Annotated in this window: 15 protein-coding genes; 8 read left to right on the top strand and 7 right to left on the bottom strand. The window is 68.2% G+C overall.

The annotated features are described in order from the left end of the window. Nucleotides 1-40: 40 nt before the first annotated feature. Nucleotides 41-1,213 (top strand): aminotransferase class I/II-fold pyridoxal phosphate-dependent enzyme, encoded by a 1,173-nt coding sequence (locus HNQ08_RS20835; protein WP_184136447.1) that lies wholly within the window; start codon nt 41-43, stop codon nt 1,211-1,213. Nucleotides 1,214-1,222: 9 nt separating this feature from the next. Here the strand turns inward: HNQ08_RS20835 and HNQ08_RS20830 are convergent, their stop codons facing one another. Then, nucleotides 1,223-3,859 carry a DEAD/DEAH box helicase gene (locus tag HNQ08_RS20830; RefSeq protein WP_184136445.1) on the bottom strand — a complete coding sequence of 879 codons (2,637 nt, stop codon included), beginning with the start codon at nt 3,857-3,859 and terminating at the stop codon, nt 1,223-1,225. A 61-nt stretch (nt 3,860-3,920) separates the two neighbouring features. Further along, nucleotides 3,921-4,142: an exodeoxyribonuclease VII small subunit gene (xseB, locus tag HNQ08_RS20825; RefSeq protein WP_184136443.1), complete on the bottom strand. Its 222-nt coding sequence runs from the start codon at nt 4,140-4,142 to the stop codon at nt 3,921-3,923. 33 nt (nt 4,143-4,175) lie between these two features. Here xseB and HNQ08_RS20820 point away from each other — a divergent pair, with 33 nt between their 5' ends. Further along, nucleotides 4,176-4,853 carry a flavin reductase family protein gene (locus HNQ08_RS20820; RefSeq protein WP_184136441.1) on the top strand — a complete coding sequence of 226 codons (678 nt, stop codon included), beginning with the start codon at nt 4,176-4,178 and terminating at the stop codon, nt 4,851-4,853. Between the two features lie 12 nt (nt 4,854-4,865). On the opposite strand, the gene HNQ08_RS20815 is transcribed toward HNQ08_RS20820, so the two are convergent. Further along, nucleotides 4,866-5,489 (bottom strand): DNA-3-methyladenine glycosylase family protein, encoded by a 624-nt coding sequence (locus HNQ08_RS20815; RefSeq protein ID WP_184136439.1) that lies wholly within the window; start codon nt 5,487-5,489, stop codon nt 4,866-4,868. A gap of 102 nt (nt 5,490-5,591) precedes the next feature. Here HNQ08_RS20815 and HNQ08_RS20810 point away from each other — a divergent pair, with 102 nt between their 5' ends. The 3 genes from HNQ08_RS20810 to HNQ08_RS20800 all read left to right on the top strand — a co-directional run bounded on the left by HNQ08_RS20810 (nt 5,592) and on the right by HNQ08_RS20800 (nt 7,756). Further along, nucleotides 5,592-6,086, top strand: a complete 495-nt coding sequence (locus HNQ08_RS20810; RefSeq protein ID WP_184136437.1) for a YbaY family lipoprotein — start codon at nt 5,592-5,594, stop codon at nt 6,084-6,086. A 78-nt stretch (nt 6,087-6,164) separates the two neighbouring features. After that, on the top strand, nt 6,165-7,142 hold the full coding sequence (trxB, locus tag HNQ08_RS20805) for a thioredoxin-disulfide reductase (RefSeq protein WP_184136435.1): 978 nt from the start codon (nt 6,165-6,167) through the stop codon (nt 7,140-7,142). 98 nt (nt 7,143-7,240) lie between these two features. Next, complete coding sequence (locus HNQ08_RS20800) at nt 7,241-7,756, top strand: HD domain-containing protein (RefSeq protein ID WP_184136433.1); 516 nt, start codon at nt 7,241-7,243, stop codon at nt 7,754-7,756. A 13-nt stretch (nt 7,757-7,769) separates the two neighbouring features. Here the strand turns inward: HNQ08_RS20800 and HNQ08_RS20795 are convergent, their stop codons facing one another. Continuing rightward, entirely contained in the window at nt 7,770-8,267 is a 498-nt protein-coding gene (locus tag HNQ08_RS20795; RefSeq protein ID WP_184136431.1) for a hypothetical protein, read from the bottom strand. Between the two features lie 88 nt (nt 8,268-8,355). Next, entirely contained in the window at nt 8,356-10,344 is a 1,989-nt protein-coding gene (locus HNQ08_RS20790) for a hypothetical protein (RefSeq protein ID WP_184136429.1), read from the bottom strand. A gap of 65 nt (nt 10,345-10,409) precedes the next feature. Here HNQ08_RS20790 and alr point away from each other — a divergent pair, with 65 nt between their 5' ends. The 3 genes from alr to HNQ08_RS20775 are packed head-to-tail and all read left to right on the top strand — an operon-like array spanning nt 10,410 to nt 13,187. Beyond that, a complete protein-coding gene (gene alr, locus HNQ08_RS20785) occupies nt 10,410-11,483 on the top strand; it encodes an alanine racemase (protein ID WP_184136427.1) in 1,074 nt (357 codons plus the stop codon). Between the two features lie 13 nt (nt 11,484-11,496). Further along, nucleotides 11,497-12,360 (top strand): peptide chain release factor N(5)-glutamine methyltransferase, encoded by an 864-nt coding sequence (prmC, locus tag HNQ08_RS20780; RefSeq protein WP_184136425.1) that lies wholly within the window; start codon nt 11,497-11,499, stop codon nt 12,358-12,360. Next, nucleotides 12,357-13,187, top strand: coding sequence for a VC0807 family protein (locus tag HNQ08_RS20775; protein WP_184136423.1), 831 nt, complete (start codon nt 12,357-12,359; stop codon nt 13,185-13,187). Before prmC ends, HNQ08_RS20775 begins: the two co-directional genes overlap by 4 nt. Nucleotides 13,188-13,246: 59 nt before the next feature. On the opposite strand, the gene coaD is transcribed toward HNQ08_RS20775, so the two are convergent. Then, nucleotides 13,247-13,777, bottom strand: a complete 531-nt coding sequence (coaD, locus tag HNQ08_RS20770; protein ID WP_184136421.1) for a pantetheine-phosphate adenylyltransferase — start codon at nt 13,775-13,777, stop codon at nt 13,247-13,249. Beyond that, the gene (locus HNQ08_RS20765; RefSeq protein ID WP_184136419.1) at nt 13,774-14,322 is read right to left on the bottom strand and encodes an RsmD family RNA methyltransferase; all 549 of its coding nucleotides are present in this window, start codon (nt 14,320-14,322) and stop codon (nt 13,774-13,776) included. The genes coaD and HNQ08_RS20765 overlap by 4 nt, the downstream gene beginning before the upstream one ends. Nucleotides 14,323-14,333 lie beyond the last annotated feature (11 nt).

Raw genomic sequence — 14,333 nt, 5'->3', positions numbered from 1 at the left:
AGGGCGCCGCCCTCTGCCCCGGATGCTCTAGCCTGCTCCCATGTGGATGTCATCACGGGCGGGAGCCGTGCCAGGCAGCGTATTCGCGCTGATGGACGCGGCGAAGGGGCGGGCGCGGGCACGGGGGCTGCCCATCATTGACCTGAGCATCGGCAGCAGCGATCAGTCGCCGCCGGAGACCGTGCTTGAAGCCCTGCGCGAGGCCACCCGCGATCCGCTGACCTACCGCTACCCGCTGTTCAGTGACACGGCGCCGCTGCGCGAGGCCGCCGCCACGTATCTGCTGCGGCGCTTCGGGATCAAGGTCGATCCCGAAACGGAAGTCCTGCCGCTGATCGGCGCGCAGGAGGGGCTCGCACACCTGTTGCTGGCCGTCACCGATCCGGGCGACACGCTGCTGCTGCCCGATCCCGGCTACCCCCCGTACCTGGGGGCGGCGGCGGTGGCCGGACTGAAGACGGTCCCCCTGCCCCTGCTGCCCGAACGCGGCTTTCTGCCCGATCTGGAGACCCTTCCAGAGGACCTGCGGCCACGTGCCCTGCTGCTCAACTACCCCAACAATCCGACTTCGGCGGTGGCGAGCGTGGCTTTTTTTGAGGAGGCTGCCGCGTGGTGTCGGCGGCGGGGCACCCTGCTGATTCACGATCACCCCTATGCCGAACTGACGTTTGGCGACTACCGCGCCCCCAGCGCCCTGGAAGCGGGCTTAAATGGCGTGGTGGAACTGCATTCGCTGAGCAAGACCCACCACATGGGCGGTTTCCGGGTGGGTTTCGCCGCCGGGGACGCCGGGGCGCTGGCCGCGCTGGCCCGTGTGAAGGGCGCGGTGGACTTCCACGCGTACCTGGGCATTCAGCGGGCTGCCACGCTGGCGCTGAGCCTGCCTGACGCGGTGGGCCGCGCCGGGACCGCCGTCTTCCAGGCCCGCCGCGACGCTCTGGTGCCGGCCCTGCGCGAGTTGGGCTGGGAGGTTCAGTGGCCCCAGGCCAGCATGTACGCCTGGGCGCGGGTGCCCGGCCTGACCGACAGCGTGGCCTACGCCGTGCACGCTGCCGAGGAATGCGGCGTGGTGGTCAGCCCCGGCCGGGCTTTCGGAGAACGCGGCGAGGGTTTCGTGCGCTTCGCCCTGGTGCAGCCGCCCGAAGTGCTCCTTGAGGCGGCGAAGAGGCTGGCGGGAGTGGAAATAGGAGCAGCGGTTTTCAGGGGAGGGTGACGCGGCCCATCAACGGGCCACCGCCCCCGGTTCCCGCTCGATCACGGTCAGCCCCGCAAACTTCAGCAGCAACCGCTTCTGGCCCACGCCGGGAAAATAGACCAGGACCTCGCGCTTGTCGCCCTGATAGAAGCCGCCCATGAACACACCGTCGCCGAATTTGGCGTGGTGCAGGCGCAGCGGCTGTGTGCTACTGACTGCCCGCTGCAGTTCGCGGCTGGGAATGCCCAGTCGGGCGCTGACCTCAGGCAGCGAGAGGCCGTGAAGATCCAGCATTTCCCGCGCCTGGAGGGGCCACGACGGCACGAGTTCCGGCGCGGGTTCGGGGGCGGCGGCCTCGGCCTGCGCTTCCGGAGTGGGTTGCACCCCCAGCAGCCCTTCCAGAAACAGGCGGGTGGCCTGCTTGTCGGTGGGACGACGCTCGCCGCTGGGCAGGTACGGCGCGTAGCAGCGCGAGACGGCGATGCACTCGTAACAGCCCTCGGCGTTCTTGCAGCACGTCTTGGAACACAGCGCCAGGGCGCGGATCAGGAGGTCGTCCAGTTGTTCGTAGGCGCGGCGCGACACGCCCAGCCCGCCCAGCCAGTCGTCGTACAGAAAGAAATACGCGTCGTGTCCGCCCCGGAATGCCCCGGCCAGATCATTCTCGTCGCAGGCCACCCGCTCCGGCGTGACCTTTTGCAGCAGGTGTTTGAGGGTATGCGCCACCGCGCTGGGCCGCTCGGTAGCGCGCGGATCCAGCCCGATTTCCAGCGCACTGGTGCGAAAGGGCGGCAATTCCGTGGGTTCGTCGTACAGGTGTTCGGACAACTTGTGGTCCTGCATCCGGTCCTGAATGCGGCCCCCACAGCGGGCGCAGGTGCGTTCGGCGGGACCGGGATCGCGGTCGCAGCCCACGCACACACGCTCGAAGACCTGCCGCAGCATCTGGTAGCCGGTGTAACGGCGGCGGATGCTGACCTCGCCGTGCCGGTAGGCCAGTGGCCCGCGCCGCTGCCACGGCGTCATCTGGCCCGGCGTGACCTCGATGCTGTACAGGCCGCGCGTGAACAGGTTCTCGGCGCTGAATCTCTCCACGATGATCGCGGTTCCGGCAGGGTGTTTCTCCCAGCGCAGCACCTTGTAGCCCTGGCCGTCGAGGGTGAAGACCGCGCCCTCATGCTTTTCGGTCAGCGCGTAATGCTGGCTGGGGGACTCCAGCGGGGTGTCCAGGGCCCTCAATCCCAGCCGTTCCCAGTCGGCGACCTCCACCACGGCGTACTTCAGGCTGCCCTCGCCACGCAGGTTCCAGTATTTCTGCGTTTCCACGGCGGCCGCGTGCGGCCCGCGCAGGCCTGCCGCGCCGTACTCCTCGTTCTGGCGGGCGCGGTGCCGGGGGGAGAGGTACGGGTTGGCCGCTTCCACCACCGCCTTCTCGATGGGGCCAGTGAGCAGCTCCAGAAAGTTGCCCGAGTTGCTGTAAAACGCGTCGGCGGGCTGCGGCACGCCCTGCTCGTTGAGCGCGGGCAGGTACAGCACCAGCCCCGGCGCGATTCGCCCGGCGCGGCCCGCCATCTGCCGGAAGGCCATGCGCGACCCCGGGTAGCCGTCGATGATGACCACCTCCAGGTCACCGATGTCCACCCCAGCCTCCAGCGCGTTGGTGGCGAACATCACGCCGCTGCCCGCGCGGCGGAACTCGGTCAGGCGGCCCTCGCGGTCACTGGTGCCGGCCATGTACAGGTGGGCGTGGCGGGCGTACTGCGGATGGGCCCGGTAGGTGCCGTACAGCCGCGCGGCCCGGCTGCGGCCCCGGAAAAAGGCCAGCACCTTCAGGTCATAGCGCTGTGAGGCTTCCATCACGGCATTCCAGAAGCGGCGAGGCTGTCCTCTGTGGTCCGCCAGATAGAAGCGCTTGCCGGGCCGCGCCGCGCCGGATTCGGAGACCTCGACCGCGTCCACGCCGATCAGTTCGCGGGCGAATTCGGCGGGGTTGCCGATGGTGGCGGTGCTCAGCACCACCTGAGGACTCGCTCCCAGCGCCCGCGACAGTTCCAGCAGGCGGCGCAGCATGCCCGCCACCTCCGAGCCGAAGCCGCCCCGGTAGGTATGGGCCTCGTCCAGCACAATGAAGGAGAGATTCCTCAGGAACTCGCGCACGCGGGGGTGGGTCAGGGACCAGTGCAACTTGTCAGGGGTGGCCGTGACCATCCGCACGCTGTCCGCAAAGGCGGCAGTGGCCTGCGCGCCGCCCTGAAATGCCCCGATGTCCCAGCCGAAACCGCCGCGTTCCTTGAAGGCCAGCAGCTTGTCGCGCTGGTCCTGACCCAGCGCCACCAGCGGATAGATGAACAGCGCCGTGGCGCGTGGATCGCGTTCCAGTCGGTCGAACACGGCGGGAAAAAAGGCGCCGGTCTTGCCGCTGGCCGTGGGCGTGGTCACGATGACGTGCTTGCCGCCGCGCATCAAGCGGTACGTCTCGGCCTGGTGCGCGTAGACCTGCTGAAACCCGAAGCCGCGCGCCACCCCCGCAGACCAGCCCAGTTCCCCCACGGGTACGGTGCGGGCCGGGGCGGCCTCCTCCTCGTGCAGCCGGGTTGCGCCGCCGCCTAGGGTGTCGCGCAGGAACCCCTCCAGGCGGGCGAAAGGGGCACGGGCAGGCAGCATCGGGGCCTAGTCTAGGCGCGTCGCACGCGGGGAAAAGTGCGCGAGGAAAGGCTTGCCGTGCCTAGGCCTCGTCTTCCTCATCCTCCGCGCCGTCCGCCCAGTCACCGGCCAGCACCGCCCGCACGGCCTCAATGCGTTCCCGGCACTGCGCGTAGGCCTCGCGGGCCTCCTCCAGCAGGGGCAGAACGCGGTCCAGATCAGCCTCGCCCGTTTCCAGCTCTGCGGCGATGCGCGACAGCCTCGCGTAGGCGTCGCGGTAGGAGGGGGTGGGGTCGGCGCTCATGGGTCCACATGCTAGCGCCCGCTACGCTGTGGCATGGCCCCGTCCCCCGAGTTCACCTCCACAGCCTTCAGACACTTCGATCTGACCGAACTGCCCAACACGGCCCGCTACAAGCTGCTGACCGCGACCGTCGTCCCGCGTCCAATTGCCTGGGTCTGCACCCTGGGCGAGGGTGACGTGCCGAATCTGGCCCCCTACAGCTTCTTCGGCCTGATGGGCTCCGATCCGCCCATCGTGACCTTCGCGCCCGGTGACCGCGCCGACGGCACGCCCAAGGACACGGCGCTGAACATCGTGCCGGGCGGCGAGTTCAGCGTCAATCTGGTCAGCGCGGCGCTGGCACAGGTCATGAGTGACACGGCCACCGACTTCCCCCACGGCGTGGCCGAGGTGACCCAGCTGGGGATCGAACTGGAACCGGGCGTCCGGATCGCCGTACCCCGCGTGCGGGCCAGCCCCGCCACGCTGGAATGTGTGGAGGTGCAGACCCTGCAAATCGGGAAGACCCGCATCATCCTTGGAGAGGTCATCGGCCTGAGCCTGCGTGCCGACGCCGTGCTGGACGAAGAGCGGCATTACATCGACACGGCGACGCTGGACCTGATCGGGCGTATGGGGGGCCGGGGCGACTACACCCGCACGCGTGACGGCTTCGAGATCGCGCGGATGACCTACGCCCAGTGGCAGGAGCGGGAAGGTTCGCAGGGCTGATCCACGGTCTCCTTAGCCCATCGGCCCGCCGCCCACCCTGACCCGGTGGTTGTCGGCCCACAGATAGCGGGCGGCCAGCGTGCGGTACGGCGTCCACAGGGCCAGCACCTCGTCGGCTGGCACCCCCGGGTATAGCCGCGTCAGCCCCTGGCGCAGCGCCAGATCGCCCATGCTGAATACGTCGGAACGGGCCAGGGCGAACATCAGGAACATCTCGGCGGTCCAGCGCCCGATGCCGGGCAGGGGAACCAGGGCGGCGATCACGTCCTCGTCGGGCAGCGTGGCGATGTGGGCGAAGTCCACCGCGCCCGTCCTCTCCGCCTCGGCGATGGCCCTCACGGTTCGCACCTTGGCCCACGATAGACCCGCCGCACGCAACTCGTCGCCGGGCGTCCGCAACAGCGTCGCGGCGTTCAGGGTGCCCAGTCGTTCCAGCAAGCGGGCGTGGATGCTGGCGGCGGCCTTCACGCTGAGTTGCTGGCCGTTCACGTTGCGGATCAGCGTGCCGAAGGGATCAGGCGTAGGGGTCAGCAGAGGCAACTCCCCGTTTCGGAGGATCAGCTCACGCATGGTGGGATCACGGCTCAGATGCGCGGTCGCGTCGCCGTGGTCAAGAAGCGGGGAAGAGATGGGCATGCGAGTATTCAAGCGTATTTTTTGAGGCATTCGCCGCGACCGCTCAGGATTGAATGAACCTCCGGTCACGAAGAGATCAGCCTCATCCCCCACCATAAAGGCATGAACCGTTCTATTTCCCGTTCCCTCTATGTCGCCGTTTCTGGCCTGTTGCTCGTGTCCCCGGCCCTGGCTCAGACCACGATCGGCGGCGTGACCCTAACGCCGATCAAGCCGGCAGCCACCTCTCCGGCAGCCCCTGTCAGCACCTCCGGGAACGATTACGATGCCGAGTCTATCCCCAGCGGCTACCGCGAGGTCAGGGGTCGCGTGACCGGCCCCAGCGAGGGCCTGCGCCTGCCTGCGGGTGGCCGGATCATGGTGAGTCTGGTCGACCTGACCGCCGCCAAAGCGCTGGTGGACATTGAATTCGGCACCACCCGCCTCTCCACTCCGTACCAGATGGTCTACAACCCGGTTCGCCTGAACGCCGCGCACAAGTACGCCGTTCGCGCCATGATCGCGGACAGGACTGGCAAGGTGCTGTACCGCAGCGCGGACGTCTCCCTGCCGGATGGCAAGCGGGTGACGCTGAACGTGCCTGTGACGGCCCGCTAAAGGCAGGGCTTGATGCTTTAAAAAGTAAACTGTGCGTGCTTAACCAACGCCGCGAGTGGGCGGTGGTACGCTTCTCATATGACCAGTACCCTTCCGCAAACCCAGGACTATGATGTCGTCATCGTCGGCGGTGGTCCCGCTGGGCTGACAGCGGCCATTTATACGGGCCGCGCCAGCCTCAGCACCCTGATTCTGGAAAAGGGGCTGCCCGGCGGCCAGATCGCCCAGACCGAGGAAGTCGAGAACTACCCCGGCTTCCCCGAACCGATCAGCGGCATGGAACTCGCGTCCAGAATGCAGCAGCAGGCCGAGAAGTTCGGCGGCAAGATTGAGATGGACGAGGTCGAGGCCATCGAGCAGACCGGCGATCATCACTATCCCTTCGTGGTCAAGGGCTACGGCGGTAACTACCGCGCCAAGAGCGTGATTCTGGCGACTGGCGCGAACCCTAAACGCCTGAATGTCCCCGGCGAAGAAGAATTCTGGGGCCGGGGTGTCAGCACCTGCGCCACCTGTGACGGCTTCTTCTACCGGGGCAAGAAAGTGGTGGTGATCGGCGGCGGGGACGCTGCGGTGGAGGAGGGGCTGTTCCTGACCAAATTCGCCGATGAGGTCACGCTGATCCACCGCAGAGACACCCTGCGGGCCAACAAGGTGGCGCAGGCCCGGGCGTTTGCCAATCCTAAGATGAAGTTCATCTGGGACACCGCCGTCGAGGAGATCCAGGGCGACGGGGCGGTCAGCGGCGTGCGCCTCAAGAACCTCAAAACCGGCGAGACGCAGGACATGGCGGTTGACGGCGTGTTCGTCTTTATCGGCCACGTGCCCAACACCGACTTCCTCAAGGACACCCTCAAGCTGCGTGAGGACGGCTATGTGGACGTGACCGACGAGATCTACACCAGTGTGCCGCTGCTCTTTGCTGCCGGGGACGTCAGCGACTACATCTACCGTCAGCTGGGCACCAGCGTCGGCGCCGGCACCCGCGCGGCCATGAGCGCCGAACGTGCCCTGGCCGCCCTGGAAGTGGCCGGAGAAGAGACGGCAGCGGACTGAACGTCGTGGCTTGAAGGGGTGGGAGGCGGCTGACCGGGCTGGCCTCCCATTCTTTTGATGCTTTCTCTGGCAGGCCGCCTTCCTCTATCCTGCCGCTCATGACTTCCCGACGCCTGTCTGACCGTGTGGGACGCCGGGCGCTGGGCTATGCAGCCAAGGCACGGCGGCTGGCGCGTAGTGTGCGCGCCGGGGACGCCCACCCCGACGACGCCTGGGCCGTGTCCTTGCTCACCCCAGGCGAGGGGCGGGTGTACCAGGGGATGGACCCCCGTGACCGCGAACACGCCTGCCGCGTGACCCTGCACCTGTTGCGCGAACATCCGGCGGCTGATCCGGAACTGGTGGCCGCTGCTCTGCTGCACGACTGCGGCAAGAGCGTGCGCCCCTATCACGTGGCTGAGCGTGTGCTGGTGGGGCTGGTGCCCACCCGACTGGCCCGGCTGCTGCCGCCGCTGGGGGCGCTGGGCATCCGTGCGCAGCACCCGGAACTGGGCGCCGCTCTGCTGACCCGCGCCGGGGCCAGACCGAGAGTGGCCGATCTGGTGGCCCGTCACCACCGCCCCGCCGGGGATCCGGACGCTGAACTGCTCCACCATTACGACGATCAGGAGTAGGGCTGCAGACTGGTCAGCGGACCAGCGGCTGGGCCACGACGTTGCGGCTCTGGGCATCGCGCAGCCAGTAGGTCCGACCGCTGGCGTCCTTCAACTGGGCAATCACCCGCACGTCGTCGCCCGCCGCAAAGCCGCTCGCCCCCCCGCTACCCTGGGCGCAGATGCTGGCGAGGCAGTTGCGCGCCTGAGAGACGTCGTTTAGCTGAGGCGACTGCCACAGGCCCGAAGGCGTGACCACGTATAAGCCCGTGACTTTCAAGGTGGCGGGCGCGGCGGCGCGGGTGGCCGGGCCACTGGCCTTCACGGCGACCCGCACGCGGAAACGGTTCATCTCCTGCGACAGTTGCGGGTTTGCGGTGAGTCGCAGCACCTGTCCGCCCAGATTCAGGGTGGCCGGTGCCCCCAGCAGGTCCCCGGCCGCCGGCGTGGGGGCACTCCCCAGCGAACCGCAGCCCATCAGGCCGAGGCTGCCCAGCATCAGACCGCACCACAGGCCCCGGTTGAGTTTCATGCCCCCATGTTAACCGGAATCACCCGCTGTGGCTGGGGCAAACGCCTCATTTTCAGTCGTGCCCGTGCGCTTTCACCTGCCTCGCCTCCTACCAGCCCAGGTCCGGTGCGGTGACCACGCGGTCAGCGGGCAGATCGCTGAACAGCGTATAGGTCAGGGTGTAGGTGCCGGGAATCACGCGGCTCAGCAGAATGGCGTCGCCGTCCACGCGCGGCTGGACGTTGGCCAGGCTGGGGCCCTGCAGTTGCAGCGGGCCGCGCACACTGGGCTGGCCGCCGCCGGTGGGCAGCGGATCGATCAGGCGGACATTTTCCAGGGTGCTGTCCACGGTGAAGACTAGGGTGACCTGGTAGTTCTGTGCCCCGGCCTCCACGCTCTTGTTCAGGCTGGCCCGCGCTCCGCTTTGCACCGTGCGGGTCACGTTCGCGCCACCGGGATTACGAACCCGCGCCGCCCCGGTGATCCGCAGGCCAATCGGGTTCAGCACCGCCTCAGCCGTATCGCTGCGGCACACGCGCACGGGCACCTTCAACTTCAGCGGCTGGCCCCCGCTGAATTCCCCGGACAGTTCCAGCGGGTAATCGCTGGTCCAGCCGGTGGGCAGGTTCAGCGCCAGGCGTCCCGGCAGACGGTACGGAAAGTCGGTGCGGGCACTGGCGGTCAGCTGGGTCACGTCGCAGGCGTTCAGGATGTCCGGGGCCGTGATCAGGGTCACGTCGGTCAGCACCCGGTACTCGATGGTCACCTTGCCCGCCGTGCCGTCCGCGACGCGGCCCGGCAGCGGCGCCGTGAAAGTGCTGCCGGGAATCGGGGTAGGCTTGACCGGGTAATCGCCGGGCGAGAGCGGCACCGTGGCGGGGGTGTTCAGGGTGCGTCCGGCCACCTCGAAGGGCACGCCGGTCAGGGGAATGCGCTGATCGCCGTAGATCGCCACGGCGTCCACTGCCAGTTGCCCTTCCGGGGGCCGGGCCACGAAGCGGATCTTGGTGTAGCCCGGCTGGTAGCGCACCTCGGTGGGCGACACGATGTTGCCGGTGCCCTGCACGATGCTGGAGCTGATCGGCACGTAGCCGGGTGGCAGTTGCGGACGCACGCCGCTGGTACCGACGAGGGTATACGACGCCCCCGGAATGGGAAGGCCCTGCGGATCGACCACGTCCACCAGGAGTTGGTTGTCGACCTTCGCCCCGGCAGGTGGATTGAAGCCGCCCACCCGCGCCGTGACCGGCTGATCGCCCAGGCGGAACGAGTAGCGCACCGAGTTGCTGTACTGCTTGGTGGTGGGCAGCACCCGGATAAAGATCTGCCACTCGCCCACCATTTCCGGCGTGATGGTGAAGCGGTCCGTGCTGGTCTTGCCGTTGTCACTGGGTGTCAGGTCCGCGCGTTTGTTCCCCGGCTGGATCACGAAGGTCTCGGCCTCTTTGGGACCGTCGATGTCGTAGTTCAGGATGCTGACGGTCTTGCCCACCCAGTCGGGCGTTACATTCAACCGGGCAGCCAGCAGCGGCTCGGGCGTGTTGCTGCGGGCGTTCACGCTAAAGTCGCTGGTTTCCAGCGCGAACGGCGAGGCCACCCGCAGCGCATACGAGTTCTTGCCGTCGCCCCGGCTGTTGACCCGCAGGGTGTATGTTCCGGCCCCCAGGCCGCCCGCGAACAGGCTGTCCCAGGTGTGCTCACGGTTCTGGCCGTAGCGGCGCTCGGCCACCGTGCCGCCGGGACCCACCAGCGTGAAGGTGGTGTCGAAGGGTTCGTTCTTCTTGTACAGCTCGTCGCCGAAGTAGCCCGCCGCGCGCCGCCCGTCGACGTAATCGGCCAGATTGAAGGTCGGCGAGTACAGTTCCAGGCCCAGCGGTTTCCCGGCGTCCTGCGGGGAGACCTGAATGGTGTAGCTCTCCACGTCCTGAATCCACTTCTCGCCCACCGAGACCAGGGGAAGCAGCCCCCCCACCGGGGTGCCCTCTGCCGGTGCCGCCACCGTCTGGGCCAGGGCCACGGGTGAGAGCAGCAGGGCGGTCAGGAGGCTCAGGTGGACGGGCAGGCGACAGGCGGACCGGCGGGAGAAGACGTTGGGCATGACTGCGAAAATGATACACGCCCCCCTCCTGCCGCCGCCCACCCCGCGCTAGCATCGGCGCTGAGATGCCCCAGAACAAGCTCAGTGCCCGCGCCCATGCCCGCACGTCGGCCGCCGCCCTGGAGGGCAACCTCCGTGCCCTGTCCCGCCGCGCCGGGGTGCCGCTGCTGCTGCCGGTCAAGGCCGGGGCCTACGGTCACGGTCTGGACGTTGTGGCGCGCATCGCCGCCGGGCATCCCGACGTGTGGGGGCTGGCGGTGGCGACGCCGCAGGAGGCCGGGACGCTGGCGGGTCTGAATCCCGGCAAGCCCGTCGTGCTGCTCACGCCGCCGCGCCCCGCCGAGGTTCCGGTGCTGGCCGATCTGGGCGTGCGCCTGCCGGTCGCCTCGCTGGAGGAGGCCGAGAACCTGCCGCCCCACGCCCGCGCACACCTGAAGGTGGACACTGGCATGAACCGTCTGGGCGCACGTCCTGAGGACGCTGTGCGAATCGGGCTGCGGCTGGCCGAGCGCGGCGTGCTGGAAGGGGCCTACACCCATTTCGCCACCGCCGACGAGCCGGATCTGGCGTTCGCCTGGGAGCAGTTCCGGCGCTTTCAGCAGGTGCTGGCCCAGCTGCCGCCCCTGCTGGCGCACGCCTCCAACGGCGGCGGCATCCTGAGTCTGGGGGCGCTGCCGGGCATGGGACTGGCGCGGCCCGGTCTGGCGTCGTATGGCTTCGCGCCCGCGCACCTGAAAGACGTGCTGCCCCTGACCCCGATCATGACCCTGGAGGCCGAGATCACGCACCTGCATATGGCCCGCGCGGGCGAGACCGTCAGCTACGGCGGGTTGTGGCAGGCCACGCGCGACACGCTGCTGGCCACCGTGAGCCTGGGCTACGCCGACGGCTACCCGCGCAACGCCACCGGGCAGGCCCAGGTGATCGTGGCGGGCGAGCGCCGCCCGGTGGTGGGCCGCATCTGCATGGACCAGTGCATGGTGGACGTGACCGGACTGGCGGTGGCTGTGGGCGAATCGGTGCGCTTCTGGGGTCCGGACAGCATCACTGTAGGTGACGTGGCCGGGTGGGGCGGCACCAACGAGTACGAGGTGCTTACCGGGTTGGGCACGCGGGTCGAGCGCCTGGGTGCGGAATGAGGGTGCGGACGATTTGAAGCTGCGCGACCACCTTACCGCTGCCGTTCGGACCCTGCGGGCCGCGGGCGTGCCCTCGCCGGAACACGACGCGCGGGCGCTGATCCTGCACGGGCTGGGCCTCCCGCCCACGGCGTTTTTGCTGCGGGGCCTGGAAGAGGTGGGTGAGGTTGACGCTGCGCGCCTTGCCGCCCTGACCGCTCAACGGGCGGACCGGGTGCCGCTGCAACACCTGCTGGGCACGGTGGAGTGGGGTGGCGTGCAGCTCCGGGTAGACGGGCGGGCGCTGATTCCCAGGCCAGAAACCGAGTGGCTTCTTTCTCTGGCGCTCGCTGAGCTGAAAGCTGTCAGTGCGCCCCGTGTGGTGGATGTCGGGACGGGCAGCGGGGCGCTGGCACTGGGGATCAAACGGGCGCGGCCAGAGGCGACGGTGGTAGCCGGTGACCTCAGTGGTGACGCTCTGGCGCTGGCGGGGGAAAATGCGGCGCTCAATGCCCTGGACGTGACGTTCGTCGAGAGCGACCTGCTGGCTGCGCTGCCTGGTCCCTTCGATCTGATCCTCGCCAATCTGCCCTATCTGCCCGAGGAGGACCGCGCCCACGCCCAGCCGGAAGTGCGCCACGATCCCGAGCTGGCGCTGTATTCCGGCCCGGACGGACTGACGCTGGCCCGCCGCCTGATGCCGTCCGCCCACGCTGCCCTGGCCCGGACGGGGGTGCTATGGCTGGAACTGGATCCTCGCAACGCCCCCGCCTTCACCGCCGAATTGCAAGCTCAGGACTGGGACGCTGCGCTCCATGCCGACCTGACGGGCCGGGAACGGTTCGTGCGGGCCGCGCCATTGCCCTCACGCAAGGGTGAGACAATGCGGCCCGTATGAGCGACCCGGCCTCCGAACCCAATTCCACTGCCATGCCCCCCAAGAAAACCCGTGCCCGCGTGCCCAAAACCGTGTGGGACCTGGTCTTCACGTTGCTGATTCCCATTCTGATTCTCAGTCCCAACATGCTGGGCAGCGGCATCAGCATTGCCGATCAGGTGTTTGGGGGTGGGACGACGGGCAATGTGCGGGCCTACCTGCTGGCCGCGCTGATTCCGGTCGCGTACGTGCTGTGGGATCTGGGTGTCAACCGTAACGTCAGCCCAGTGGCCCTGATCGGTGGGGCCGGCGCGATCTTCTCCGGGGCGCTGGCCTTCTGGTACGTGGACGGTTTCTGGTACGCCATCAAGGACAGCGCGCGTTCCTACCTGACCGGCATTCTGTTCCTGATCAGCGCGGCGACGAGCGTGCCCCTGTTCCGCGTTTTTCTGGACGCCGCCAGTATCGGTGAGAAGCCCGAGGACCGCGCCGCCACGCAGCAGGCCATGCGTGATCCCGGCGTCCACCGGGGGCTGGTGCTGGGCACGGTGGTGTTTGCGGTGGTGGATCTAATCGGCGGTATGGTCAACAGCGTCGTCAATTACGCCCGCGTGACCGCTAGATTCGGCAGCGACGATTTCAACGCCCAGATCGCTGCCGTCAATGCCGTGATGCGTGTGCCGGGGCTGATCATCAGCCTGGTGGGCGTCTTCGCGGCGATCTGGTTCGTGCAGCGTGCCGTGAAAGTCCGCTTCGGGCCGGACGCCAGCCTGCTGGAGCCTGCCAAGCTGGCCGCCGTCATGCGCGAACGCGGCGAGGTGCGGAGCGAACAGGCTGGCCCTGTCTGATCAGGCCGGGACGTCAAGGCGATGCGCCAGCCTTGATCAGGGCTGGCGCATTCTCTTGTTCATTCCCGGGGAGCCGCAGTCATGGCACTGGTCCGTTCCCGCTCGTCGTACACGTCCGCGTATTTCACTCTTAAAGCGTCGGCACTGGCGCGCGGGACCATCTCACGGATGTCGCCGCCGTAGCTGGCGATCTCGCGCACCATGCTGCTGGACACAAAGCTCCAGCGGGTGGCAGCCATGATGAATACCGTTTCTACCTCCCCGATCTGGCGATTCAGGTGCGCGATCTGCAGTTCATATTCGTAGTCGCTGACCGCTCGCAGGCCGCGCAGGATGATCCCCTTCTGCTCCTGCGCCATGTAGTCGACGAGCAGGCCGCCGAAGGAATCCACGCCGACGTTTTCCAGATGCCCGGTGGCTTTGTGCAGGATATCGAGCCGTTCGTCCAGCGTGAACAGATGGCGCCCCTGCTTGCGGGCGTTGTGCATGACGGTCACGGTCACCGAGTCGAAGATGCGGCTGGCGCGGGTCAGCACATCCATGTGGCCGCTGGTGATGGGGTCAAACGATCCGGGGAAAACGGCTTTCATGCGTTCTCCACTGTATCCGCCTGTGCCTCACGCTGGTAGAGGGTCAGGCTGTTGCTGCCGTACTCGCGGACCTCGCGGGAGTAGCCGGGGTGCTCGGGCAGGGACAGGCGGTCCGGGTGCTGGCAGATCAGCAGGCCGCCCGCCGCCACCACGTCGCTGCCCAGCAGCTGGGTGGTCAGGGCGGGAAGATCGGCCTGGTACGGCGGATCGCTGAACACGATGTCGAAGCGGCCCAGCCGGGCCAGCAGCTTCTGGGACTCGCCGCGCACGATCCGCACGCGCAGGTTCAGGGCGCGGGCATTGGCTTCCAACGCCGCCACCGCGCGGGTGTCCTGCTCGATCAGCGTGACTGCGTAGCCCCGGCTGGCCGCCTCCAGACCAATGGCCCCGCTGCCGCCGTGCAGGTCCACGAACGTTCCCGTCGGCGCCCGGGCCGCCAGCAGATCGAACAGGCTCTTGCGAACCCGCGCGCCGCTGGGCCGGGCACTGTCGGGGACCTTCAGGCTGCGTCCCTTCGCGCTGCCCCCCAGAATCCGCAGGCTCACGTCAGGCTCCC

Source organism: Deinococcus humi, assembly GCF_014201875.1.
GTDB lineage: Bacteria > Deinococcota > Deinococci > Deinococcales > Deinococcaceae > Deinococcus > Deinococcus humi.
Note: the sequence above shows the minus strand (reverse complement) of the source record. Positions and strands in the feature narration are given on the sequence as shown.